The sequence below is a fragment of the Streptomyces sp. NPDC017520 genome (genome assembly GCF_044329855.1).
GTDB lineage: Bacteria > Actinomycetota > Actinomycetes > Streptomycetales > Streptomycetaceae > Streptomyces.
In genome coordinates this window covers 286,727-308,366 of the sequence record NZ_JBIRKB010000010.1, presented here as the reverse complement: position 1 = coordinate 308,366, position 21,640 = coordinate 286,727, and the positions used below count along the sequence as shown (strand labels likewise).

Genomic DNA, 21,640 nt, shown 5'->3' with positions numbered 1-21,640 from the left:
CGGCGACGTCAGGAACGCGGTTGCCCATAGACATGGTCGATGCGCAGGGTGAGCAGCACCCTGCGGTCCTCGACCATGGCCCGCCGGTAGTCGTCCCAGTCGGGGTGCTCGCCCCTGACGTCCCGGTAGAGCGTGATCAGCGCCTCTACCGTGGCGTCGTCGGGCGCCGCGGCGGGCGGAGTCAGTTCGGCGGTCCCGTCGGCGACGGTCCAGGCCCAGCGGTCGTCACTGGTGACGTGGTAGCCGGCCCGGGGGTCGCGCCGCAGGTTACGGGTCTTGGCGCGGCCCTCGGTGATCGAGACACGGACCACCCGCTCCTCCGGATAGAAGGCGTGATTGACGTTGGACAGCTGGGGGCGTCCGTCCTGTTTCAGAGTGACCAGGACTCCGCCGTCCTGCTCACCGAAGAGACGGAGCAGTGCTTCCTGTGCCGGTTCGATTCGCGTCATGCAGGATGCAACGTCCGGGCCGTCCGGCGGATTCCGGTGCGCCGCATCCGCCGATGCGTCCGTAGGACGCCGTCCCATCGTCGCTGACCTGGCGTATGGGTCAGTGGGTCAGGGGGTGGGGGTGGCCCGGTGGCTGGAGTCCGGTTGAGCATGGCGGAGCGGCGTGGGGAGCTGTTGCGCGAGACGGTCGGGGTCAGGTCTGGCGTATCGGTGCGTAGGCCGCTCCGTCCAGTCCGAACGTCCAGGCGACCCCGTCCTTCGCGGTCCGGGTGGCGGGCGGGACGCGCAGCCAGTAGGTGCGGTACGTGCCGTCCGGCTCGGGGGTGGAGTTGACCACCTCGACCATCACCACGTCCTCGTCGCCCGCGAGGGAGATGCGCCAGAGGATGCCCGCCTCGTCGCGGTGGACCGGTTCGGCGCCCGACTCGGTGAGATACCGGTCGTAGCCGTAGTACTCCAGCATCACGCGGCGCAGCTCCGCGTTCTCCTCGGCGCGGATCCGCTCGGGGGTGAGGGAGGACAGCTCGGCCAGGAACGCGGCGGGGACGGGCATGCCGCGCCAGGCGTGGAGGGCGAAGCCGTCCCCGTAGGCGAGGGCCGGTCCCTCGCCGTGGTCGAGCCGGCCCGCCTCGTCGCGGTGGAGGACGTCGGGCCGCTCGCTGATGACCGCGGCGTGCTCGTAGGGCCACCACCAGCCGGCGTTGCGGGCCACCTCCGCGAGGCCCGTCAGCCGGTCGCCCCGCCCGTCGAAGGCGGCGAGCCAGGCGGCGTCGTGCTGGCCGAGCACGGCGTCCAGGAGCACCAGCCGCACGGCGCCCTCGTCCGCGGGCCGGGGCGCCAGGTCCGCGACGACACCGGTCCGTATCCGCTCGGCGAGTGCGCCCGTGGTCTCCCACAGCTGGGCCCCGGTGGCGGACCAGAGCGCCGACCAGCCCGCCGGGCCCAGCTCGTCGTACATGCGGCGGCGTTCCTCGGCCCAGGGGCGGGTGCGGACCTCCTCGCGCACCGACCGTCCGGCGCCGGCCAGCTTCTCCACCGTTTCGACGGCGGCCCGCGGCGATGCGGCCCAGATGATCCGGTCCGGCTCGGCCAGGCCCGCGGTGCGATAGGCACGCCGCACACCGGCCTCGGCCGCCGCCCGGTCCGCCCGGCCGGTCGCCGCCGCCACGCTCCGCCAGGAATTCACGTTCTGCATCGGTTGTCCCCGTTCCCTGCTCTGCTCTGCTCGCTCTGGAAAGCTCTGCTTGCTCCGGCCTGGCGGAGCGTTCAGTCCGCCACGACGCGGACCGCGCCGGGTGCGTACTCCCGCTGCCGCACGACGCGGAACCAGCCCTTGGGGAGCGGGATCACCGCGTGCTCCTCGTGCACCACCCGCCCGCCCTCGGGGAGATGGAGCAGCATCGGGCCGAACTGACCCGCTTCCCGGATCAGCCGGCCGGGGCCCTGCACGGCGTGCGCGTGTCCGGTGACCTCTCCCAGCGCGAGCACCAGCCTCCCCCGCCCGTCGCGCCGTTCCCCCGGGGCCTCCAGGAAGGGGGCGGGCACCGCCGACTCCTCCAACTCCATGATCAGTACATCGCCCTGCCGGTACACAGACGTCTCCCCTCGGTCGCGGCACCCGCTGTGCCGGCCATGGGAAAAACGCTACGGGCAGGGTCTGACAACGGACCGCCGCGACAACCCTGGCCGGGTCCCGGTCGCGGCGTTGTCAGTGCGGCTTGATAAACCTTGCGGACATCCGCAGTCCCCAGGATCAGGAGTTCAGGGCCATGTACGGTGCGCAGCATCTGCACGAGTTCGGCGGCCTTCCGGTCGTCGACTTCCAGCACACGTCCGACGGGGACCCCCGGCCCGCCGCGCACGCCGTGGCCTGGCGTGTCTCCGTCGACCCGTACGACGACGACCGGCCCTGGGAGGAGGAGTTCGCCGACTTCCTGGACAAGGTCGACCCGGCCGGCGTCCGGGCCCTGGTCATCGGCCAGTGGGGCGAGGTGTACGAGGAGACCTCCTCCGCGCCGATCGGCCTGGTGATCGCCGCCGCCGACCGGCTGACCTCGCTGGAGGCGGTGTTCGTCGGGGATCTGGAGGCGGAGGAAGCCGAGATCACCTGGATTCAGCAGTCGGACGTGACCGTGCTGCTGGCCGCCTTCCCCGGGCTGACGGAGTTCGGCGTGCGCGGCGGCTCCGAGCTGGTGTTCCCGCCGACGAAGCACGATCGGCTGCGGTCGCTGACCGTCCAGGCGGGCGGTCTCCCCGCCGAGGTGGTGCGGGGTGTGCTGGACAGCGAACTGCCCGCGCTGGAGCGGCTGGACCTCTGGCTCGGTGTCTCCGCCTACGAGGGCGACACCGACCTCACCGACCTCGCTCCGTTGCTCGCCGGCACCCGTTTCCCCCGGCTGAACCACCTGGGAGTGCGCAACAGCGAGATCGAGAACGAGATCGCCTCCGCCATCGCCTCGGCTCCGGTCGTCGCCCAGCTGCGGGTGCTCGACCTGTCGAACGGGACGCTGGGCGACGAAGGGGCGGCCGCCCTCCTCGAAGGGCAGCCGCTGACCCACCTGGAACTCCTCGATCTCCACCACCACTTCCTCACCGATGCGATGGCGGAGCGGGTCCGTTCCGCCCTGGAGCCGCACGGCGTGCGCGTCGATCTCTCCGAGACGTGCGAGCCCTGGGGCGACCGGGGTGCCGAGGGCCGCTACACCGCCGTCTCGGAGTAGGGCGCCATGACGCATATCGGCATTCAGCATCTCGACCGCTTCCATGGGTTGCCGGTCCACACCCCGGTGCCGTCGTCCGGGTCCCTGCCCGCCGCCGACTCCGTCGCCTGGCGGCTGGTGTGCGACTACGGCGAGGACGCCGGCTTCGCCTCCCTGTGGGAGCAGTTCCTGGAGGCGGTGGACACGACCCGGGTCCGGGCACTCGTCATCGGCCCTTGGTGGAGCGACGAGTACACGCCGTTCGCCCCGGTGATGGAGCTGATCGTCGCCCACGCGGACCGCTTCCCCGCCCTGCGTGGGCTCTTCCTCGCCGATGTGGTGGGCGAGGAGTGCGAGGTCTCCTGGCTGCGGATGTGCGACATCACCCCGGTGCTCGAAGCGCTGCCGCTGCTGGAGGAGTTCGCCGTGCGCGGCTGCGGCCGGGAGGGCCTGGGGCTGCGCCCGCTGCGCCATGCGTCGCTGAAGTCGCTGCGCTTCGAGTCCGGCGGCCTGCCCGGCATGGTGGTGCGGGCCGTCGCCGCGAGCGAACTGCCCGCGCTGGAGCGGCTGGACCTGTGGTTCGGCAGTTCGTGGTACGGCGGTGACGCCACCGTCGACGACGTCCGGCCGGTCCTGTCGGGAGGCGTGTTCCCCCGGCTGCGCCACCTGGGGCTGCAGAACAGCGAGATCCAGGACGAGATCGCCGCCGCGGTGGGTTCCGCGCCCGTCGTCGCCCAGTTGGAGACCCTGGCGCTGTCGATGGGCACCCTGAGCGACACGGGCGGCGAGGCCCTGCTCAACGGGCAGCCCCTGAACCATTTGGCCACGCTCGACCTGCGCCACCACTACCTCACCGAGCCGGTGCTCGACCGCGTCAGGGCCGCGTGTGCCCCGGCCGTCGTCGAGGCCGGCGAGGCCGAGGAGGACTACGGGGACCCGGACGACGAGGACTACGAACCGGAACGCTATGTCGCGGTCAGCGAGTAGCGGCGGGGACGGCCCGGGGCCGCGCTTCGCGGTCGTCGGCAATCCGGACAACCGCCGGGTCGCTTTCTTCGAGGAGGCCGTGCGCTCCGCCGGGCTGCCACCGGCCCGGGTGGTGTCCTGGCTCCGGGTGATGCGCGGCGAGGCGGTGTTCGCGGCGGGCGAGAGCGTGCGGATCGATTCGCCCGGTGAGGACGCCGAGGTGGAGCGGCTGCTCCGCGGGGTCGACGACCCGACCCGGGTGGAGGGCTCGGCCCGGTGGTACGCGCGCTTCACGGCGGCGGTGGACGCGGTGGCGGGCGCGGCCTCGGCCGCCGGCGCCGAGGTGCTGGGCTCCCCCGGTGACATCGCCGTGCTCTTCGACAAGCGGCTGTGCCACGGCCTCCTCGACCGTGCGGGGGTCCCCGTGCCCGCCTCCCCGACGTCCGGCCCGGGGGCGGCCCAGGTGCACGGCTGGTCCGACGTACGGGAGTTGCTGCGCGAGCACCGGATGCCCCGGGCGTTCGTGAAGCTCGCGCACGGCTCCTCCGCCTCCGGGGTGCTGGCGGTGGAGACGGCGGGTCCCGGCCGGGTCCGGGCGAGCACCTCCGTGGAGCGGGACGCGTCGGGGCGGCTGTTCAACTCGCTGCGGGTGCGGCGCTACAGCTCGGAGGCGGAGGTCGGCGCGGTCGTGGACGCGCTGGCCCCGGACGGGCTGCACATCGAGCGCTGGCTGCCGAAGGCGTCCCAGCGGGGTCGGGCCGCGGATCTGCGGATCGTGGTGGTCGGCGGCCGGGCGACGCACGCCGTGGTACGGACGAGCACGAGTCCCATGACCAATCTGCATCTGGGCGGAGCGCGCGGCGACCTCGACAAGGTCCGGGCCGCCGTGGCCGCCGCCGGCGGTTGCTGGCGCGAGGCGCTGGCGATGTGCGAGCGGGCGGCGGCCTGCTTCCCCGGGACGCCTTGTGTGGGCGTCGACCTCCTGCCCACGGCCGGCTGGCGGCGCTTCGCCGTCGGCGAGGTCAACGCCTTCGGCGATCTGCTGCCCGGACTGACCGGTCTGCCGGGCAGCGGCGCCGAGGGCCTGGACACCTATGCGGCGCAGGTCGCCGCCGTACTGGACCGAGCAAGGAACCACCGTGCCGTCACCCCTTCCTGACCCCGACACGTCCCCACTGCCCGGCGGTGGTGGCCGGCCCGACATGGGCGAGGTCGTGGGAAGCCACGATCTGCTGCTGGTCACCCTGGACACCTTGCGGCACGATGTCGCCGTCGAGCTGGCGGCCGCCGGGCGGCTCCCCAACCTCGCCCGGCATCTGCCCGGGGGCGGTTGGGAGGAGCGGCATGCTCCGGGCAGCTTCACCTACGCCTCGCACCAGGCGATGTTCGCCGGGTTCCTGCCGACGCCCGCCTACCCGGGACCGCATCCCCGGTTGTTCGCCGCGCGGTTCGCGGGCAGTGAGACGACGGCGGACGGCACGTTCGTGTTCGACACGCCTGATCTGGTGTCGGGGCTGGCCGCCGAGGGTTACCGCACGGTGTGTGTCGGCGGGGTCGGCTTCTTCAACCGCCAGGGGCCGCTCGGTTCGGTGCTGCCCGGGATGTTTCAGGAGAGCCACTGGGAACCCGGCTTCGGCGTCGCCTCCCCCACCTCGTTCGAGGAGCAGGTGGCCAGGGCGGAGCAGGTCGTCGCGGCGCTCCCCCGGGAGCAGCGGCTGTTCCTCTTCGTCAACGTGTCCGCCCTGCATCAGCCGAACTGGTTCCATCTGCCCGGGGCGACCCGTGAGGCGGGTGACTCGCGGGCCACGCACGCGGCGGCCCTGGAGTACGTGGACCGGCACATCGGCCGGCTCTTCGCCGCGGCGAGCAGCCGTCGCCGGTGCTTCGCCATCGTCTGTTCGGACCACGGCACGGCCTACGGCGACGACGGCTACACCGGTCACCGGCTCGGCCACCCGGCTGTCTGGACCGTCCCGTACGCCCACTTCTTCCTCGAACCACCCGCATCGCTCGCCCCGGGGGCCGCCCGATGACCACCACCGTCGCCGCGGAAGCGGCCACCGCCGTCCGGCCGTACGAGAGTTACGTCTACGCCTATCCGCACAAGACGGCCTACCGGCCGCTGGAGGACCGCCCGTCGCTGCGGTCGCTGTGGGCGGCCGAGCCCAAGGAGGCGCTCTCCCTCTACCTCCACATACCGTTCTGCGAGATCCGCTGCGGCTTCTGCAACCTCTTCACCCGGATCGGCGCGCCCGAGGAGCTGACGACGCGCTATCTGGACGCGTTGGAGCGGCAGGCCGTCGCCGTGCGGGACGCGCTGGGCGACGAGGAGCCGGTGCGGTTCGCCGCGGCGGCGTTCGGGGGCGGCACGCCGACGTTCCTCACCGCGGGTGAGCTGGAGCGGCTGTGCGACATAGCGGAGAAGCGGATGGGCGCCGACCTGCGTTCGGGGCCGCTGTCAGTGGAGACCTCCCCGTCCACGGCGACGGCGGACCGGCTGGCGGTGCTGGCCGACCGGGGCACGACGCGGATCAGCATCGGTGTGCAGAGTTTCGTGGCCGAGGAGGCGCGGGCGGCGGTCCGTCCGCAGCGCCGCGCGGATGTGGAGGCGGCACTCGGCCGGATCCGCGAGGCCCGGATCCCGGTGCTGAACATCGACCTGATCTACGGCATCGACGGGCAGACCGAGCGCAGCTGGCTCTCCTCGCTGGACGCGGCGCTGGCCTGGCGGCCGGAGGAGCTGTATCTGTATCCGTTGTACGTCCGCCCGCTCACCGGTCTGCACCGCCTGGGCGCGGCGGCCGGCGCCGAGGCGGAGGCCCTGGAGCAGGCCGCCTGGGACGAGCAGCGGCTGCGGCTGTACGCGGTGGGGCGGGATCATCTGCTGGCGCACGGCTACGAGCAGGTGTCGATGCGGATGTTCCGGCGGTCCGATGGACCGCGGGAGCAGGAGGGTCCCGAGGACTACGCCTGCCAGACCGACGGCATGATCGGCCTCGGCTGCGGTGCCCGTTCGTACACGGCGGCCCTGCACTACTCCTTCGACTACGCGGTGGACATGCGGGAGATCCGGTCGATCATCGACCGGTTCACCGCCGCCGAGGACTTCTCCCGGGCCGAGGTCGGCCGGTACGTCGACGCGGACGAGGCGCGACGGCGGTATCTGCTGCAGTCGCTGCTCCAGGCGGCGGGGCTGCCGGTGGCGGAGTACCGGGCACGGTTCGGCACGGATCCGGGCGTGGATTTCCCGGCAGAGCTGGCGGGGTTCGCGGCCCGTGGCTGGCTGGACGCGTCGGCGCCGGACGGTCTGCTGAGGCTGTCCCGGTCGGGCCTCGCCCATTCCGACGCGCTCGGTCCCGCGCTGTTCTCCCCCGGGGTGCGGGCCGCGATGGCCGCGTACGAGCGGAAGTGAGGAGGCCATGGACCTGACGATTCTCTACCGGGGCCCGCTCGCCTCCTGCGACTACGACTGTCCGTACTGCCCGTTCGCCAAGCGGCGGGACAGCCGCGCGCAGCTCACGGCGGACCGGGAGGCGCTGGAGCGGTTCACGGGCTGGGTCGCGGAGCGGACCGGTGACCGGCTGTCCGTGCTGTTCACCCCGTGGGGCGAGGGCCTGGTGCGCTCCTGGTACCGGCGGGCGCTGACCGAGCTTTCGCGGCTGCCGCACATCGGGCGGGTGGCTATCCAGACGAATCTGAGCGGCCGCACCGACTGGCTGGCCGACGCCGATCCGGAGCGGATCGCGCTCTGGTGCACGTATCACCCGGGACAGACACCGTACGAGAGGTTCCTGGGCAAGTGCCGGGAGCTGTCCGCCAAGGGGATCCGCTACAGCGTGGGGGTGGTGGGCTTCGACGCCCATCTGGAGGAGGCCCGGCGGCTGCGGGCGGCGCTGCCGGAGGAGGTCTATCTCTGGGTGAACGCCGCCGAGGGGCACTCCTACACCGACGAGGAGGCGGCGCGGTGGACGGAGCTGGATCCGCTGTTCCCCTTCAGCCGTGATCCGCACCGTTCGGCGGGGCTGCCCTGCCGGACGGGCGAGTCGGTGATCTCGGTGGACGGCGACGGCACGGTGCGGCGCTGTCACTTCGTCAAGGCGGAGCTGGGCAATCTCTACGACGGCAGCTACCGCCGGGCGCTCGGCCCGCGGGCCTGTCCGCTCGCCGTGTGCGACTGCCACATCGGCTATGTGCATCTGGAGTCGCTGCCGCTGTACGACGTGTTCGCGGGCGGTGTTCTGGAGCGGATACCGGCGACCCACACCCGGGGCGGGGGCACGCCGCCGGACGGGCTCGTGGTGCCGGGCCCGTCCCGGCGTGCGCTTCCCCTGCTGGAGCTCTGACCGGCTCGACGGCTACAGCGGCAGGAGGTCCGGGCGCTTCGCCTCGACGTGGTCGCCGGAGGACTCTCCGCGCAGCCGACGGCCGATCCAGGGCACGAGGTATTCGCGGGCCCACTGGATGTTGTCGCGCCGTGCGTCGAAGGGGCTGCGCTGGACCTGCGGCGGCCAGGGCTGGTCAGGGTCGGCGGGCACCTCGTGGCCGAGGACCTGCGCGGCGCGCAGCGCCACGCGGGTGTGGCCCTCGGGCGACAGATGCAGCCGGTCGTTGTCCCACGCGCGCCGGTCCTGCACGGAACGCAGCGACCACAGGTCCAGCACGGGGCAGTGGTAGCGGTCGGCGATGGCCCGCAGATGGACGTTGTACGTGGCGATCTTGCCGCGCATGTGGCGCAGCACCGGAACGCCCCGGGTGTCGAAGCCGGTGGTGACCATGACCGTGCCGACGGCGTTGCTCAGGTCGGCGACCGCCCGCTCGAAACGCTCGGCGAGGTCGTCGGGGTCGGTGCCGGGCCGGATGATGTCGTTGCCGCCCGCGCAGAAGCTGACCAGGTCGGGGGCCAGCTCCTTGGCGCGCGGGATCTGCTCCTCGACGATCTGGTCGAGGAGACGTCCTCGTACGGCGAGATTGGCGTAGCGGAAGTCCCCGTGCGGGGAGCCTTCGGGGCCGGTCGCCCCCTCGGGAGCCGGGAGCCGGTCGGCGAGGAGCACCGCGAAGCGGTCCGCCCAGCCGAGATATGTCCCGTCGGGGCCGGGATCGCCGACGCCCTCGGTGAAACTGTCGCCAATCGCCGCGTACGACCCGATGGTGTGCTGCTGGTTGTTTCTCGAATCGTCTGCCACAAGCACTTATCCTGCATCGTGCGATGTGACCTACGCGACCGTAATACGGGGTTGACGGGTGGTGAGATAGACCACCCGGTCAGTTTTTGGTAAAGCCGGAATAAGTGGAGGGACGGTGCGCCGCAGCGCACCGCCCCTTGATCACTTCTCGCCCGGGTCCGGTCGGACGGAGACGCCGGACGGAGACGTCAGACCGAGACGCCGTGCTGACGCAGGTAGGCGATCGGGTCGATGTCCGAGCCGTAGCTCGGGCCGGTGCGGACCTCGAAGTGCAGGTGCGGGCCGGTGGAGTTGCCGGTGGAGCCGGAGAGGCCGATCTGCTGGCCGCCGGTGACGGTCTGGCCGACGGAGACGTTGAGCGAGGACTGGTGGGCGTACTGGGAGTACATGCCGTCCTCGTGCTGGATGACGACCTCGTTGCCGTAGGAGCCGCTGTTGCCGGCCGAGACCACGGTGCCCGGGCCGATGGCGAGTACGGGGGTGCCGGAGGCGGCCTGGAAGTCCGAGCCGGTGTGGTAGCCGCTGGACCAGCTGGCGCCGGAAGCCCGGTACTGGGTGGTGACGTTGGCGCTGGCCAGCGGGGCGGACCAGCCGGAGCCGGTGGCTTCGGAGGAGCCGGTCCGCGACGGGCTGCCGGAGCCCTCCGAGTCGTCGGCGGAGACGGTGTCCGCCTTCGGGGCCTCCTTCGGCGCGGCCTTGGGCGCCGGTGCGGCCTTCTTCGGTGCGGCCTTCTTCGGGGCGGCCTCGGGAGCCGCGGACTTCTCGGCCGGGGCGGAGCCCTTGGCGCCGAGCGTCAGCTTCATGCCCGGGTGGATCAGGCTGGGGTTCTCGCCGACGGTGGAGCGGTTGTCCTGGTACAGCTTCTCCCACCCGCCCTTGAGCTGGTGCTCGGCCGCGATCTTCGCCAGGTAGTCGCCGGAGACGACGGCGTACGTCTTCGGGGCGGCCTTCGACGCGGCGGGGGCGGTGACCGGGGCGGTCTGCGCGGCGGCCACCGAGGCGGCGGCGGGCTTCGCGGCCGGAGCGGCCTGGTCCGCGGCGTTCGCGACGGTGGCGCCGATGAGCGGGAGGGCGAGTGCGGCGCCGCCGGTCCCCGCGGCGAGGACGCCGCGGGAGATCGGGCCGGACTTCGGACGGCGGTGCTTACCCTTTGCGGGCATGGGAAGTTCCTCTCCGGCGCCTGCGAGGTGAGCTGTCGGGTTCGGGCTGGAGATGCCCGGTCGCGTTGCGGCGACTTCACCCCGAGCCGGCCCGGATCGCTCCGGATCGGCGGCTTACCTGGTTCCCCCGCTCCTGCCACGCGTGAGTGGGTGGGTGCGAATTCCGGGCGGCGGCAGGATTAGGCGGTCCGTCCGGATTGCGGCGACCGTAAACGAGTCAGGACGAGCTGAACAAGCCATCGGTTGCTCGCCGGAATCATCGGTTCCATAGCGATCCGGAATTCCCGTCACACTCCGTGGATTACGGATCTTGACTTTCCGTGCGGGCAACGGGAATACCCTGGGGCGCGCTCACCACGGACCGTCACGGATATGATCCCGCTCACCTCCGAAATCCCATCTCCCCCATTAGCGGGGCATGTTCTGCGAAATGCACCAATACGGACACGCGATCGGCTTCGCTGCTGACGTTGAGTCAGACCGACCACCCCGGCACCCCGCACCGGGCGCGCGACCGTGATGATTTTCCGTCGAATCGATGTCGTATCGTCACGGGAGCGCCCTCGCCGGCGAGCCGCGCCGACGCCAGAGATCCCAGGAGCCACCGTGACGCAGCAGGTGCCGCAGGTCCCGCCGACAGAGACCGTGCTGACCGGAGTCCGCAACTTCCGCGACGTGGGCGGGCTCCCCACCGCGGACGGCCGGCGCACCGCCTTCGGGCGGCTCTACCGGAGCGGCCACCTGGCGCACGCCACGGCCGAGGACGCGGCTTTCCTCGGCGGGCTCGGGCTGCACACGATCTTCGACTTCCGCCACTCCGCCGACCACCAGCTCGACGGATACGACATCGAGCTGGCAGGTGTCCGTAATATCAGCATTCCGCTCTCGGATCCGGCCGACGGCGCGGAGTTCTGGCGGCTGGTGAGCGACGGGAACATCGAGCAGTTGCGCTCGGCCCTCGCGAACGGCAAGGGCGTCGACCGCATGATCCGGATGTACCGCGCGACGATTCTGGACCGCACCGCCGAGCACAGCCGGGTGCTGCACTCCCTGGCCGAGGACAGCGTCCCGGCCTTGATGCACTGCGCGGCGGGCAAGGACAGGGCCGGTCTCTCGATCGCGGTCGCCCTGCTGGCGGTCGGCGTCGAGCCGGAGGCGATCGAGGAGGACTACCTCAAGTCCAACGACCTCCACCGCCGCTACGCCGTGAAGCGCTCCGACCCGTCCGGCACCGGTATGTCGCCCGAGGTGCTGGAGCTGCTGGATCCGCTCTTCGGGGCGCGGCCCGCCTACCTCGCGGCGGCCTTCACGGCCATCGAGGAGAACTGGGGAACGACGGACCGCTACCTGGCGGAGGGGCTGCAGGTCTCCTCCGAGACCCGGGAGCGGCTGCGCGAGCGCCTGCTCGACCAGGGCTGACCCGGACGGGAAGCGATCCGTCCGGGGCGGGGGGTCGTCCGACCGCCGTCACTTGCTCCCGGCCACCACGAAGAGCAGATAGAGGAAGCCCGCGACGACGTGGCCCGCCACCAGGTAGGCGAAGAGCCGGATGATGACGCCGCGCGGCATCCGCTTCTCCTGCGGGTCCTCGTTCGGGCGGCGGCCGGGGCCCAGCGGGTCGTAGTGCTCGGAATCGGACATGACGGTCCTCTCGGTCGGCCTCACGGCCGGTGGAGCGAAGGATGAGGCCGGCCGGGACGGCCGGTTCAGCGCGCGTGAAGGGCGCTGCCGAGGCACAGCTCGGCGGCGGGGCTCTGCAGCAGGGAGTGGACGAAGAGCAGCTCCGCGCCGCAGCGGTCGATCGCCGCGATCCGGTGCGGGGTGAGCGAGTCGAAGTGGGCGCTGTCGCCGGGTTCGAGGTCGTGGACGGTGTCGCCGAGCCCGATCCGCAGCCGCCCCTCCAGGACGTACAGCCACTCCTCGCCGGGGTGGACCCGGACCAGGTCGCCCTGGGCCCCGTACGGAACGCGGACCCGCAGCGCCTGCATCGCGCGGCCGGATCCGCCGGCCTGCCGGTACATCCAGCCGTCGGCCTCCGCCCCCTCGAAGCCGCCGCCGCGGACGATCGCGTCCCGTTCGGGCGGCTGCTCGCCGAGCAGTTCGGAGACCGTCGTACCGTAGATACGGGCCAGGCCCAGCAGCATCGGCAGCGAGGGCTGCCTGCGGCCGGTCTCCAGCCGGGAGAGATGGGCCGGCGAGAGTCCGGCCCGGCCGGCGGCGGTCTCCAGGGTGAGGCCGCGATCGCGGCGCAGGTCGCGCAGTCGGGGTGCGACGCCGGGGAGCTCGTCCGGCACCCCTTCGTCCGGAGGGTTCATGGCTCCATTGGGCCAGGATCTTTCCTCTGAGGCAAATAAATTGCCTCAGAGGCAATCCCTCTCCTCCCGGCCGGTCAGCGGTTGGCCACGGCCTGCTTGACCAGCGTCCGGCCGAAGTCCCACATCAGTCCGCCGCCACTGTGCGCGTCGTCCATGACGGACGTGAAGGCCGCCACGAAGCGGTCCACCTCCGCGTCCCCGATGACCAGCGGCGGGATCAGCTTGATCACTTCCAGGTGGTCGCCGGAGACCTGGGTGAGGATCCGGTGCTTCTGGAGCAGCGGCACCACGACCATCTGCGCGAAGAGGCCCTTGCGGGCCGCCTGGAGCATGGTCCAGCGGCTGCGGAGCTTGAGCGAGGCGGGCCGGCCGAACTCGATGCCGATCATCAGCCCGCGCCCGCGGACCTCGTGCAGCAGCTCGTAGCGGTCCACCAGGGCCGCCAGCCGCTCGCGCAGCAGGTCGCCGGTGCGCCGGGCGTTGGCGACGGTCTCCTCGTCCTCCATCACCGTCAGGACGGCGAGCCCGGCCGCCATCGCCTGGGCGTTGGAGCCGAAGCTCGCGGAGTGGACGAGGACCCGGTCCATCGAGGAGTAGACCTTGCGGAAGATCCAGTCCTTGCCGAGGGTCGCGCCGACGGGCACATAGCCGCCGGAGAGCGCCTTGGCAACGCACACCAGATCGGGCTCCACCCCCTCCTCGTGCTGGTAGGCGTAGAAGTCCCCGGTCCGGCCGAGGCCCGTCTGCACCTCGTCGACGATCAGGAGCGCCTTGTGCCGGTGCAGCAGCTCCTGCGCCCCGCGCAGATAGCCGGGCGGTGCGGCGTGCACGCCCTTCCCCTGGACGGGCTCCACGACGAGGGCCGCGACGTCGCCCCGCGTCAGCTCGCGCCGCAGTGCCGCCAGGTCGCCCAGCGGGACGGCCGTGTCCGGCAGCAGGGGGGCGAAGCCGTCGCGGAAGCCGCTCTCCCCGTTGACCGAGAGGGAGCCGGTGGTGAGCCCGTGGAAGGCGTGGTCGCAGTAGAGGACCCGGGGCTTCCCGGTGGCGTAGCGGGCGAATTTCAGCGCCGTCTCGACCGCCTCCGTGCCGCTGTTCCCGAAGAAGACGCGGTCCAGGTGCGGGCTGTGGGCGAGGAGCTTCTCGGCGAGCAGGCCGGGCAGCGGCTGGCAGTCGAAGCGGGTGAGGTCGGCGAGCTGGGCGTCCAGGACGTCGTGCAACGCCTGTCGGACGACGGGGTGGTGACGGCCGAGGCCCATGACGCCGAACCCGGCGAGCATGTCGAGGTAGTCGTTGCCCTCCGCGTCCCAGAAGTACGCGCCCTCGGCCCGCTCGTAGACCTTGTCGAAGCCGATGGTGTGCAGCATGCGCGGCAGCTGGTGGTTGAGGTGGCGTGCGTGCAGGTCGTACCGTTCGGCCCCGCGCTCGGCGAGGAGCCGAGCCAGATCGAAGCCCTGGGATCCGCCGTCCGTCATCGCCCGCTCTTCCCTTCGGGTGTGCTGCGCCATGAGGGCCGGCCGCCCCGGGAGAACCGTGGCGGCCGGCCGTACCTCGTCGGACACCGCCTCAGCGGTTGCTGCTGATGGTCTCCCGCGCCGCGCGCAGGGATTCCTTCAGGGACCCCATGGTGGCGAGCACCGCCGTGGGCTCGTAGCCGCAGTGCGCCATGCAGTTGGCGCAGCGAGGGTCCTTGCCCCGGCCGTACTTCTCCCAGTCGGTCTCCTCGATGAGCTGGCGGTAGGTCGGTACGTAGCCGTCGTTCATCAGGTAGCAGGGGCGCTGCCAGCCGAAGAGCGAGTAGTTGGGGATCGCCCACGCGGTGCACGGGAAGTCCGCCTTGCCCTCCAGGAAGTCCAGGAAGAGCGGTGAGTGGTTGAGCCGCCAGCGGGCCCGGTTGCCGCCCGCGAAAGCCTTCTTGAACAGCTCGCGGGTCTGCTCGACGCCGAGGAAGTGCTCCTGGTCGGGGGCCTTCTCGTAGGCGTAGGCGGGAGAGATCATCATCTCGTCGACGTGCAGGTCGTCGTTGAGGTAGTCGAGGACCTCGATGATGGTCTGCGGGGTGTCGGTGTTGAAGAAGGTGGAGTTGGTGGTAACGCGGAAGCCGCGCCGCTTGGCCTCCTTCATCGCGGCGACGGCCTCGTCGAAGACGCCTTCCTTGGCGACCGACTCGTCGTGCCGCTCGCGCAGTCCGTCGATGTGCACGGCGAAGGCGAAGTACGGGGACGGGGTGAACTTGTCGAGCTTCTTCCGCATCAGCATCGCGTTGGTGCAGAGGAAGACGTATTTCTTCCTGGCCACGAGCTGGCGCACGATCTCGTCGATCTGGGGGTGCATCAACGGTTCGCCACCGGCGATGGACACCATGGGGGCGCCGGATTCGAGCACCGCGCCCACCGCCTGGGCGACCGGCATACGCTGCTTCAGGACACCGGCCGGGTGCTGGATCTTCCCGCACCCCTCGCAGGCGAGGTTGCAGGCGAACAACGGCTCCAGCTCGACGATCAGTGGGAACTTCTCACGCTTGCGGAGCTTCTGTTCGAGGAGATACGTCGCAACCTTGATGGACTGGCGGAGCGGCATGGCCATCTAGCTCACCTCCTGGGGAGCAGTAAAGATCGGTGCCATTCGTAGAAAGCCGGAAGGACGGAACGAAGAACGCGGAACGCCGATATTCCACCGCGTACGGTGCCGATACGGACGAGCTCGTGCTCTGGAGCGTCCACGACCACCCGGACGGCCGCAACCGGGCGCGGCCCGTGGCACAGGGCGGTACGCAGTGTCGCGGCGGACTCCATGTCCACCGCGATGGCGCCGCCCGCCCGCAGCGCGGCCCGCTCGGAGCCCCGTACGACGTGGTCGGAGCCGGTCAGCGGGCCGGTGTGGACCGTACGGCCCGGAACGGCCCTGGCGAGCGCGGCGACCAGGACGCCGGTGCCCGCGCAGGGTGTGGTGCCGTCGGCGTCCCGGGTCTCCTCGGCGACGACGAGGTCCCCCGGGTGCATCCCCGGGGCGAGGCCGGCGCAGAAGCCGGAGGCGATGACGGCGGCGTCGGGGACCCCGCCGGGGCCCAGGAGGCGCGCCACGGCCGCCTCCGCCGCCCGGGGGCCCATTCCGGTGCGCAGGACCCGCACCGGGCCCGTTGTGCCCCTGCCGCTGCGCAGGGCCACCTGCTCGATGCCGAGGGCGCAGGCGACCAGCAGGGGCGTCGCGGGACTCCCCCGCCGTCCCGGGTCTCCCATCAGGCCCCCTCGGCGGCGGTCGCCCGGCCGGCGAACGGGTCGCCGTACACATAGCGGCCGAGCGCGGTGAGAGGGAAGACCTGGCGGTAGAGGTGGTAGTTGATGGAGAAGTCCCAGGGGAAGCCGGTCCCGGTGAAATACGGCTCGTCCCAGGAGCCGTCGGCCTGCTGCGCCTCGGTCAGCCAGGTGACGCCGCGGGCGACCGGGCGGGTGTCGCGGCGGCCGGCGGCGAGGAGCGCGAGCAGCGCCCAGGCGGTCTGGGAGGCCGTGGACTCACCGTGCCCGATCCACTTCTCCTCCTGGTAGGAGCGCAGGTCCTCGCCCCAGCCGCCGTCGTCGTTCTGGACGGACTCCAGCCATCCGACGGCCCGGCGGATGGCGGGGTGCCCCGCGGGCAGCCCGGCGGCGATCAGGGCGGGCACCACGGACCCGGTGCCGTAGACGTAGTTGACGCCCCAGCGGCCGAACCAGGCCCCGCACGCCTCCTGTTCGGCCAGCAGCCACGCGATGCCCTCGCGGGTACGGGGGTGGCTCGCGAGCCCTTCGACGGCGAGCATCTCCACGACATGGCCGGTGACGTCGGCCGACGGCGGGTCGATGACCTCGCCGAAGTCGCAGAAGGGCAGGCGGTTGGGGAAGGGGCTGGTGTTGTCGGCGTCGAACGCGCCCCAGGCGCCGTTGCGGGACTGCATCCCGAGGCTCCAGCGGACCCCGCGGTCGATGGCCGCCTGCATGCGGGCGGGGTCGGGGTGGCGCACCCGGCGCAGCGCCAGGACGACTTCCGCGGTGTCGTCGATGTCCGGGTAGTTGTCGTTGTGGAACTCGAACGCCCAGCCTCCTGGAGCCAGTTCAGGCTTCCGTACCGACCAGTCACCGGGTCTGGTGATCTCCTCGGCCAGCATCCAGTCGGCGGCCTTCACCAGGGCGGGGTGGTCGGGTCGGAGCCCGGCGTCGGCCAGCGCGATGGTGGCGAGGCAGGTGTCCCAGACGGGCGACTGGCAGGCCTCGACCATGCGGGCGCCGTCCTCGCGCCGGACGGCGAACCGGTCGAGCGAGGCCAGGCCCGCCTTCATCACCGGGTGGTCGAGGTCGTAGCCCATCAGGTGCAGGGCGATGACGGAGTAGACGGCGGGCGGCTGGATCCCGCCCCAGCAACCGTCGTTCTCCTGGCGCTCGATGATCCAGCGGGCGGCCAGGTTCATCGCGATGCGGCGCAGGGGGCGCGGGGCGACCTTGTGGTAGAGGTGCAGCCCTTTGTCGAGGCGCTGGAAGACGCCGTCCCAACTGGCGGGCGGGGCGAGCTTCCTGGGCGGGTTGGGGTGGTCCGGGTCGGTGTGCAGTTCGTCCAGGGCGAAGGGCGCCGGGCGCACCGGGCGTTTCGCGGAGACGATGGTGAGCGGCACGATGGTCTGCCGGGCCCAGCAGCCGAAGTCGTAGATGTTGAGCGGGACCCACTTGGGGAAGAACATCAGCTCGGGCGGCAGTTCGGGGAGGTCGTCCCACTTCCACCAGCCGAACAGCGCCAGCCAGATGCGGGTGAAGACGCGAGCGGCCGCGATGCCGCCCTGTTCCCTGATCCAGCCGGAGGCGCGGGCCATGTGCGGCTCGTCGGGGCGGTCCCCGGCCAGCCGCAGCGCGACGTACGCCTCGATCGTGGCGGAGAGGTCGCCCGGTCCGCCGTAGAAGGTGTTCCAGGTGCCGTCGCCGAGCTGTTCGCCACGGATGAAGAGGGCGGCCGCCCGGGTGGTCCCGGGGTCCTGGATGGAGAGGAACTGACGCAGGAGCAGGTCCTCGGCGTCCATCGTGACGTTGGTGGCGAGGTCGCCCTTCCACCAGCCCTGCTCGTCCTGCCTGCCGAGGAGGTGCTCCACCGAGCGTTCCGCGGCCCGCCGCGCGGCGACGGTCACGTCGTCCGCGGCGGTTGTCGTGTCGGTCGGATCGTGGGCCGTGGCCTCGGGGTTCGCGGCCCCGGTCGATCCGTCGGTCGTCGCTGTCATGAGCTTCCCCTTACGTGCAGTCGGTTCTCTGCTGTGCTGGGGTCACCGTCGGCCGGCGCCCGGTGAGGGGCGCCGGCCGGCGACTGCGAGTCATATGCGAAGCGTTGTCATCTCTTTCGTACCACCACGAAGTCGGCAAGCTCGGTGAGCTGTTCCCTCACCCGGTGGGGCATGTCGACGGCGTGCAGCGCCTCGATGGCGTTTCCGTGCTGACGACGGGCTTCCTGGGCGGTCCACTCGCGGCCGCCCGCCTCCTCGATGAGTGCCGCGCGGGCGGCGAACTCCTCTTCGGAGAAGCTGTCGAAGTCGTTGCTCTTGGCGTCGGCGGCGAGCAGTTCGCCCAGCCGGTCGGAGGCCTCGCCGCCGGCGGCGAGCGCCGCGACGACGGGCAGGGACTTCTTGCGCTGGCGCAGGTCGCTCCAGGTCTGCTTGCCGGTGGCCTCCGGGTCGCCCCAGATGCCGAGGAGGTCGTCGACGGCCTGGAAGGCGAGACCGAGGTGGTAGCCGTACGCCTCCAGGGTGTCGGCGGTACGGTCGTCGGCGCCGCCGAGCACCGCGCCGATGGAGACGGCGCAGGCCAGCAGGGCGCCGGTCTTGTTGCCCTCCATCTCCAGGCACTCCTCGACGGTGACCCGCTCGCGGTGCTCGTAGGAGATGTCCTGGGCCTGCCCGTCGATGAGCTTGCGGGTGGCTGTGGTCAGCCGGCGGGCCGCACGGCCCGCCTCGACGGTGCCGAGCTCCAGCAGCAGGTCGTAGGCGAGCGCGAAGAGCGCGTCGCCGACCAGGATCGCCTGGGCGGGGCCGTGCACCTTCCAGACGGTGTCACGGTGGCGGCGCTGCTCGTCGCCGTCCATCAGGTCGTCGTGCAGCAGCGAGAAGTTGTGCACGAGTTCGACGGCCACGGCGCCGGGGATGCCGGCCTCGGCGGGGGCCCCCGCCGCCTCGGCGGACAGCAGGGCGAGCGCGGGGCGCACGGCCTTGCCGCCGTCGCCGTCCGAGGGCTGCCCCTCCGCGTCGATCCAGCCGAAGTGGTAGGCGGCGACGGTGTCCATGGGCGGCGCGAGCCGGCCCACGGCAGCCCGCAGGACCGGCGCTGACAGGGCTCGTCCGCGCTCCAGAAGCGCGGTGACGTCCGCGGTGTCCGCCACGGTGTCGAAAGCCGGATTCGCCGGGGTCACAGACTCTCCTCTTGTTCCGGTGGTACTGCTCATGCCGCCTCCTGCAGCGGATGTCCTGGGGGGCGGCCGAGGTCGTGGAGCGCCGCGTCGGCGGCGCCGGCGCCGCTGCGCACGGCACCCTCCATGGTCGCGGGCCAGCCGGTGTCGGTCCAGGCCCCCGCCAGCTGAAGTCCGGACAGCCGGGTGCGGGGGCCGGGGCGCAGCCGCCCGACGCCCGGGGCGGGCGCGAAGGTGGCGGTGCGCTCCCGGGTGACGAAGAAGTCGCGGATGCCCGCGCCGCGGGCGGCGGGGAGCAGCCGTTCCAGCTCGGGCAGGTAGCGGGAGCGCAGTTCGGCGACGGGCAGGTCGATCTCGTCCTGGGCGGCCGACTGCGAGACCGCCAGATACTGCCCGGGGCCCGTCAGCCCCGAGGAGCGGGTGCGGTCGAAGACCCACTGGACCGGGGAGCCGATCGCGGCGAAGAACGGCCTGCGCAGCACCTTGCGGTCGTAGATCACGTGCACGTTCAGGATGGGCGCGTTATCGATGTCGAGCAGCAGATCCGGTTCGTCCAGCGCGCCCGCGGGCAGCAGGTCGTGGGTCTCGGTCTGCGGTACGGCCAGGACGACGGTGTCGGCGGTGATCCGCTCCCCCGCCGTCTCGACGTGCCAGCGGCCGTCCTCGGTGCGGATGAGGGAGCCGGCCTTGGCGCGCAGTTCGGTGCGGACGCCCGCGGTGTCCAGGGCCTTGCGGGCGAGGGTGTCGTGCAGCTCGCCGAGCGGCACGGTGGCCCAGCCGATGTCGGCGGCGCCGGGCTCGGAGAGCAGGCCGGTCTTGAAGACCTTCGCCGCGAGGGCCAGGGAGGCGTTCGGGGCGGTGGCGTTCAGCGTGGCGACGCCGACGAGGTCCCAGAGGGCCTCGATCGTGCGCTCCGACTGGCCGTGCCGCCGCAGCCAGGTCGCGAAGTCGACGCGGTCGAGCTCGGGGTCGGCGGGGTCCAGGCGGCCGAGCGCGAGGGCGGCGCGGCCCACGCCCGCCTTCTCGGCGAGCGAGAGGTGGGGATAGGCGGCGAGTCCGCCGGCGAGGTGCAGCGGTACGGGCAGACCGGTGCGCCGCAGGCGTCCCAGGCGCGGCCCGGCGGCCCGGCCGACGTCCAGCACGGGCACGTCGAGACGGTCCTGGACCGGTGCCAGGTGGGCGGCGTCGATCCGGTCGAGGAACCAGCGGTAGCCGGTGCAGCAGCGCAGGTAGACGTGCTGGCCGTTGTCGACGGTGAGGTCGCCGCGCTGGAAGGAGAAGGCGAGGCCGCCGAGGCGGGGCCGCCCTTCCAGGAGGGTCACGTCGAGTCCGGCGTCGGCGAGGCGGAGCGCCGCCGTGACGCCGGCGAGTCCGCCGCCGACGACGACGGCGACGGGGCGTGGGCTCTCGTCGTTCATGCGTGCCCCTCTCGCCGGGTCGGTGCGCTCTGCCGGGTCCTCATCCTGGAGATCGTCGCAGTGGGTGACGCGTCGGGCCACTGGAGGGTTGCCCGGGAGCCGGAGCCACGAAGACGCATCAGCCCCGCCCCCTGGTGGTGAGCTTCGAGATGTGGCGGGCGTCCAGTCCGGACAGACCACGCACCGCGACGTAGGCCTTCTCGTGGCCGGGCAGCGAGACCCGTCCGCGCAGCACGGCCTCGGGGTCGCGCTCGATCCGGTCGAGGAGGCGGCGGTAGATCCCGGCCATCGCCGCGACGCAGGCGCCGCTGCGGCGGTCGAGCATCGGCAGCAGCCGGTAGCCCTCGGCGAACAGGGCGCGGGCGCGCCGGACCTCGAAGTGGATGAGGCCCGCGAAGTCGGAGCCGGGGGGTGGGGTGGTCCGGTGGAAGCCTGCCGAGCAGCCGAATTTGGCCAGGTCGTCGGCGGGCAGGTAGGTGCGCCCGTTGCCGGCGTCCTCGCGGACGTCACGCAGGATGTTGGTGAGCTGGAGGGCGAGGCCGAGGGTGTCGGCGTACTCCGCGGCGCGCTCGGCCCCGCGGGCGCCCGGCGCGGTGCCGAAGACGCCGAGGCTGAGGCGTCCGATGGCTCCGGCGACGCATCGGCAGTAGGCCTTCAGGTCGTCCCAGGTCTCGTAGGTCGCACCCCGGACGTCCATCAGGACGCCGTCGATCAGCTCGTCGAGCCCGCCGAGCGGCAGCGGAAACCGCTGGGCGGCGTCGGCGAGCACGACGGCCACCGGGTCGGTGTCGTCCTCGTCGACCGCGTCCTTGCGGACCCGCTCCAGCAGTTCGCGGGTGCTCTCCAGCCGGGTCCGCTTGATCTCCGGGTCCAGCTCCCCGTCGCCGATGTCGTCGACACGACGGGAGAAGGCGTACAGCGCCGACATGGCCTGCCGCTTCTCGTACGGCAGCAGCCTGATGCCGTAGGCGAAGTTACGGGCCTGCTGTCCGGTGACGGCCTCGCAGTAACTGTATGCGGCCTGCACCGGCGGCGACATGTA

21 protein-coding genes and 1 riboswitch are annotated in these 21,640 nt (G+C 72.0%); of the genes, 7 read left to right on the top strand and 14 right to left on the bottom strand.

Features of this window, described 5'->3' with window-relative positions; translation table 11 throughout:
• Nucleotides 1–8 precede the first annotated feature (8 nt).
• From ACH4KB_RS24885 to ACH4KB_RS24875, 3 genes are all read right to left on the bottom strand, one after another.
• Nucleotides 9–449: a PPOX class F420-dependent oxidoreductase gene (locus ACH4KB_RS24885; protein WP_398068102.1), complete on the bottom strand. Its 441-nt coding sequence runs from the start codon at nt 447–449 to the stop codon at nt 9–11.
• A gap of 193 nt (nt 450–642) precedes the next feature.
• Nucleotides 643–1,644 (bottom strand): DUF6745 domain-containing protein, encoded by a 1,002-nt coding sequence (locus tag ACH4KB_RS24880; protein ID WP_398068101.1) that lies wholly within the window; start codon nt 1,642–1,644, stop codon nt 643–645.
• 71 nt (nt 1,645–1,715) lie between these two features.
• On the bottom strand, nt 1,716–2,042 hold the full coding sequence (locus ACH4KB_RS24875; protein ID WP_398068100.1) for a hypothetical protein: 327 nt from the start codon (nt 2,040–2,042) through the stop codon (nt 1,716–1,718).
• Between the two features lie 176 nt (nt 2,043–2,218).
• On the opposite strand from ACH4KB_RS24875, the gene ACH4KB_RS24870 reads away from it, so the two are divergent.
• The 6 genes from ACH4KB_RS24870 to ACH4KB_RS24845 are packed head-to-tail and all read left to right on the top strand — an operon-like array spanning nt 2,219 to nt 8,457.
• Nucleotides 2,219–3,169 (top strand): STM4015 family protein, encoded by a 951-nt coding sequence (locus ACH4KB_RS24870; RefSeq protein WP_398068099.1) that lies wholly within the window; start codon nt 2,219–2,221, stop codon nt 3,167–3,169.
• A gap of 6 nt (nt 3,170–3,175) precedes the next feature.
• Nucleotides 3,176–4,135 carry an STM4015 family protein gene (locus ACH4KB_RS24865; protein ID WP_398068098.1) on the top strand — a complete coding sequence of 320 codons (960 nt, stop codon included), beginning with the start codon at nt 3,176–3,178 and terminating at the stop codon, nt 4,133–4,135.
• On the top strand, nt 4,116–5,273 hold the full coding sequence (locus ACH4KB_RS24860; protein WP_398068097.1) for an STM4014 family protein: 1,158 nt from the start codon (nt 4,116–4,118) through the stop codon (nt 5,271–5,273). Before ACH4KB_RS24865 ends, ACH4KB_RS24860 begins: the two co-directional genes overlap by 20 nt.
• A 43-nt stretch (nt 5,274–5,316) precedes the next feature.
• Nucleotides 5,317–6,147 (top strand): STM4013/SEN3800 family hydrolase, encoded by an 831-nt coding sequence (locus tag ACH4KB_RS24855; RefSeq protein ID WP_398068148.1) that lies wholly within the window; start codon nt 5,317–5,319, stop codon nt 6,145–6,147.
• Nucleotides 6,144–7,526, top strand: coding sequence for an STM4012 family radical SAM protein (locus tag ACH4KB_RS24850; RefSeq protein WP_398068096.1), 1,383 nt, complete (start codon nt 6,144–6,146; stop codon nt 7,524–7,526). Before ACH4KB_RS24855 ends, ACH4KB_RS24850 begins: the two co-directional genes overlap by 4 nt.
• A 7-nt stretch (nt 7,527–7,533) precedes the next feature.
• Entirely contained in the window at nt 7,534–8,457 is a 924-nt protein-coding gene (locus ACH4KB_RS24845) for an STM4011 family radical SAM protein (protein WP_398068095.1), read from the top strand.
• Nucleotides 8,458–8,469: 12 nt separating this feature from the next.
• On the opposite strand, the gene ACH4KB_RS24840 is transcribed toward ACH4KB_RS24845, so the two are convergent.
• The gene (locus ACH4KB_RS24840; protein ID WP_398068094.1) at nt 8,470–9,297 is read right to left on the bottom strand and encodes an SGNH/GDSL hydrolase family protein; all 828 of its coding nucleotides are present in this window, start codon (nt 9,295–9,297) and stop codon (nt 8,470–8,472) included.
• Between the two features lie 188 nt (nt 9,298–9,485).
• Complete coding sequence (locus ACH4KB_RS24835; protein ID WP_398068093.1) at nt 9,486–10,457, bottom strand: peptidoglycan DD-metalloendopeptidase family protein; 972 nt, start codon at nt 10,455–10,457, stop codon at nt 9,486–9,488.
• Between the two features lie 2 nt (nt 10,458–10,459).
• Nucleotides 10,460–10,620, bottom strand: a riboswitch (cyclic di-AMP (ydaO/yuaA leader).
• Nucleotides 10,621–11,063: 443 nt separating this feature from the next.
• Here ACH4KB_RS24835 and ACH4KB_RS24830 point away from each other — a divergent pair.
• On the top strand, nt 11,064–11,876 hold the full coding sequence (locus ACH4KB_RS24830; RefSeq protein WP_398068092.1) for a tyrosine-protein phosphatase: 813 nt from the start codon (nt 11,064–11,066) through the stop codon (nt 11,874–11,876).
• A 48-nt stretch (nt 11,877–11,924) separates the two neighbouring features.
• Here ACH4KB_RS24830 and ACH4KB_RS24825 read toward each other — a convergent pair whose 3' ends face one another.
• From ACH4KB_RS24825 to hpnD, 9 genes are all read right to left on the bottom strand, one after another.
• Nucleotides 11,925–12,098, bottom strand: a complete 174-nt coding sequence (locus ACH4KB_RS24825; protein ID WP_398068091.1) for a DUF6126 family protein — start codon at nt 12,096–12,098, stop codon at nt 11,925–11,927.
• Nucleotides 12,099–12,163: 65 nt separating this feature from the next.
• Nucleotides 12,164–12,772 (bottom strand): helix-turn-helix domain-containing protein, encoded by a 609-nt coding sequence (locus ACH4KB_RS24820; RefSeq protein ID WP_398068090.1) that lies wholly within the window; start codon nt 12,770–12,772, stop codon nt 12,164–12,166.
• 74 nt (nt 12,773–12,846) lie between these two features.
• Nucleotides 12,847–14,244, bottom strand: coding sequence for an aspartate aminotransferase family protein (locus ACH4KB_RS24815; protein ID WP_398068089.1), 1,398 nt, complete (start codon nt 14,242–14,244; stop codon nt 12,847–12,849).
• A 91-nt stretch (nt 14,245–14,335) separates the two neighbouring features.
• Nucleotides 14,336–15,355 (bottom strand): adenosyl-hopene transferase HpnH, encoded by a 1,020-nt coding sequence (gene hpnH, locus ACH4KB_RS24810; RefSeq protein WP_397927141.1) that lies wholly within the window; start codon nt 15,353–15,355, stop codon nt 14,336–14,338.
• Nucleotides 15,356–15,360: 5 nt separating this feature from the next.
• Nucleotides 15,361–16,008, bottom strand: a complete 648-nt coding sequence (locus ACH4KB_RS24805) for a 1-hydroxy-2-methyl-2-butenyl 4-diphosphate reductase (RefSeq protein WP_398068088.1) — start codon at nt 16,006–16,008, stop codon at nt 15,361–15,363.
• Nucleotides 16,008–18,005, bottom strand: a complete 1,998-nt coding sequence (gene shc, locus ACH4KB_RS24800; RefSeq protein ID WP_398068087.1) for a squalene--hopene cyclase — start codon at nt 18,003–18,005, stop codon at nt 16,008–16,010. The genes ACH4KB_RS24805 and shc overlap by 1 nt, the downstream gene beginning before the upstream one ends.
• A 107-nt stretch (nt 18,006–18,112) precedes the next feature.
• Nucleotides 18,113–19,183 carry a polyprenyl synthetase family protein gene (locus tag ACH4KB_RS24795; RefSeq protein ID WP_398068086.1) on the bottom strand — a complete coding sequence of 357 codons (1,071 nt, stop codon included), beginning with the start codon at nt 19,181–19,183 and terminating at the stop codon, nt 18,113–18,115.
• 29 nt (nt 19,184–19,212) lie between these two features.
• Complete coding sequence (gene hpnE / locus ACH4KB_RS24790) at nt 19,213–20,598, bottom strand: hydroxysqualene dehydroxylase HpnE (protein ID WP_398068085.1); 1,386 nt, start codon at nt 20,596–20,598, stop codon at nt 19,213–19,215.
• Nucleotides 20,599–20,716: 118 nt separating this feature from the next.
• Nucleotides 20,717–21,637 (bottom strand): presqualene diphosphate synthase HpnD, encoded by a 921-nt coding sequence (gene hpnD, locus ACH4KB_RS24785; RefSeq protein ID WP_398068147.1) that lies wholly within the window; start codon nt 21,635–21,637, stop codon nt 20,717–20,719.
• Nucleotides 21,638–21,640 lie beyond the last annotated feature (3 nt).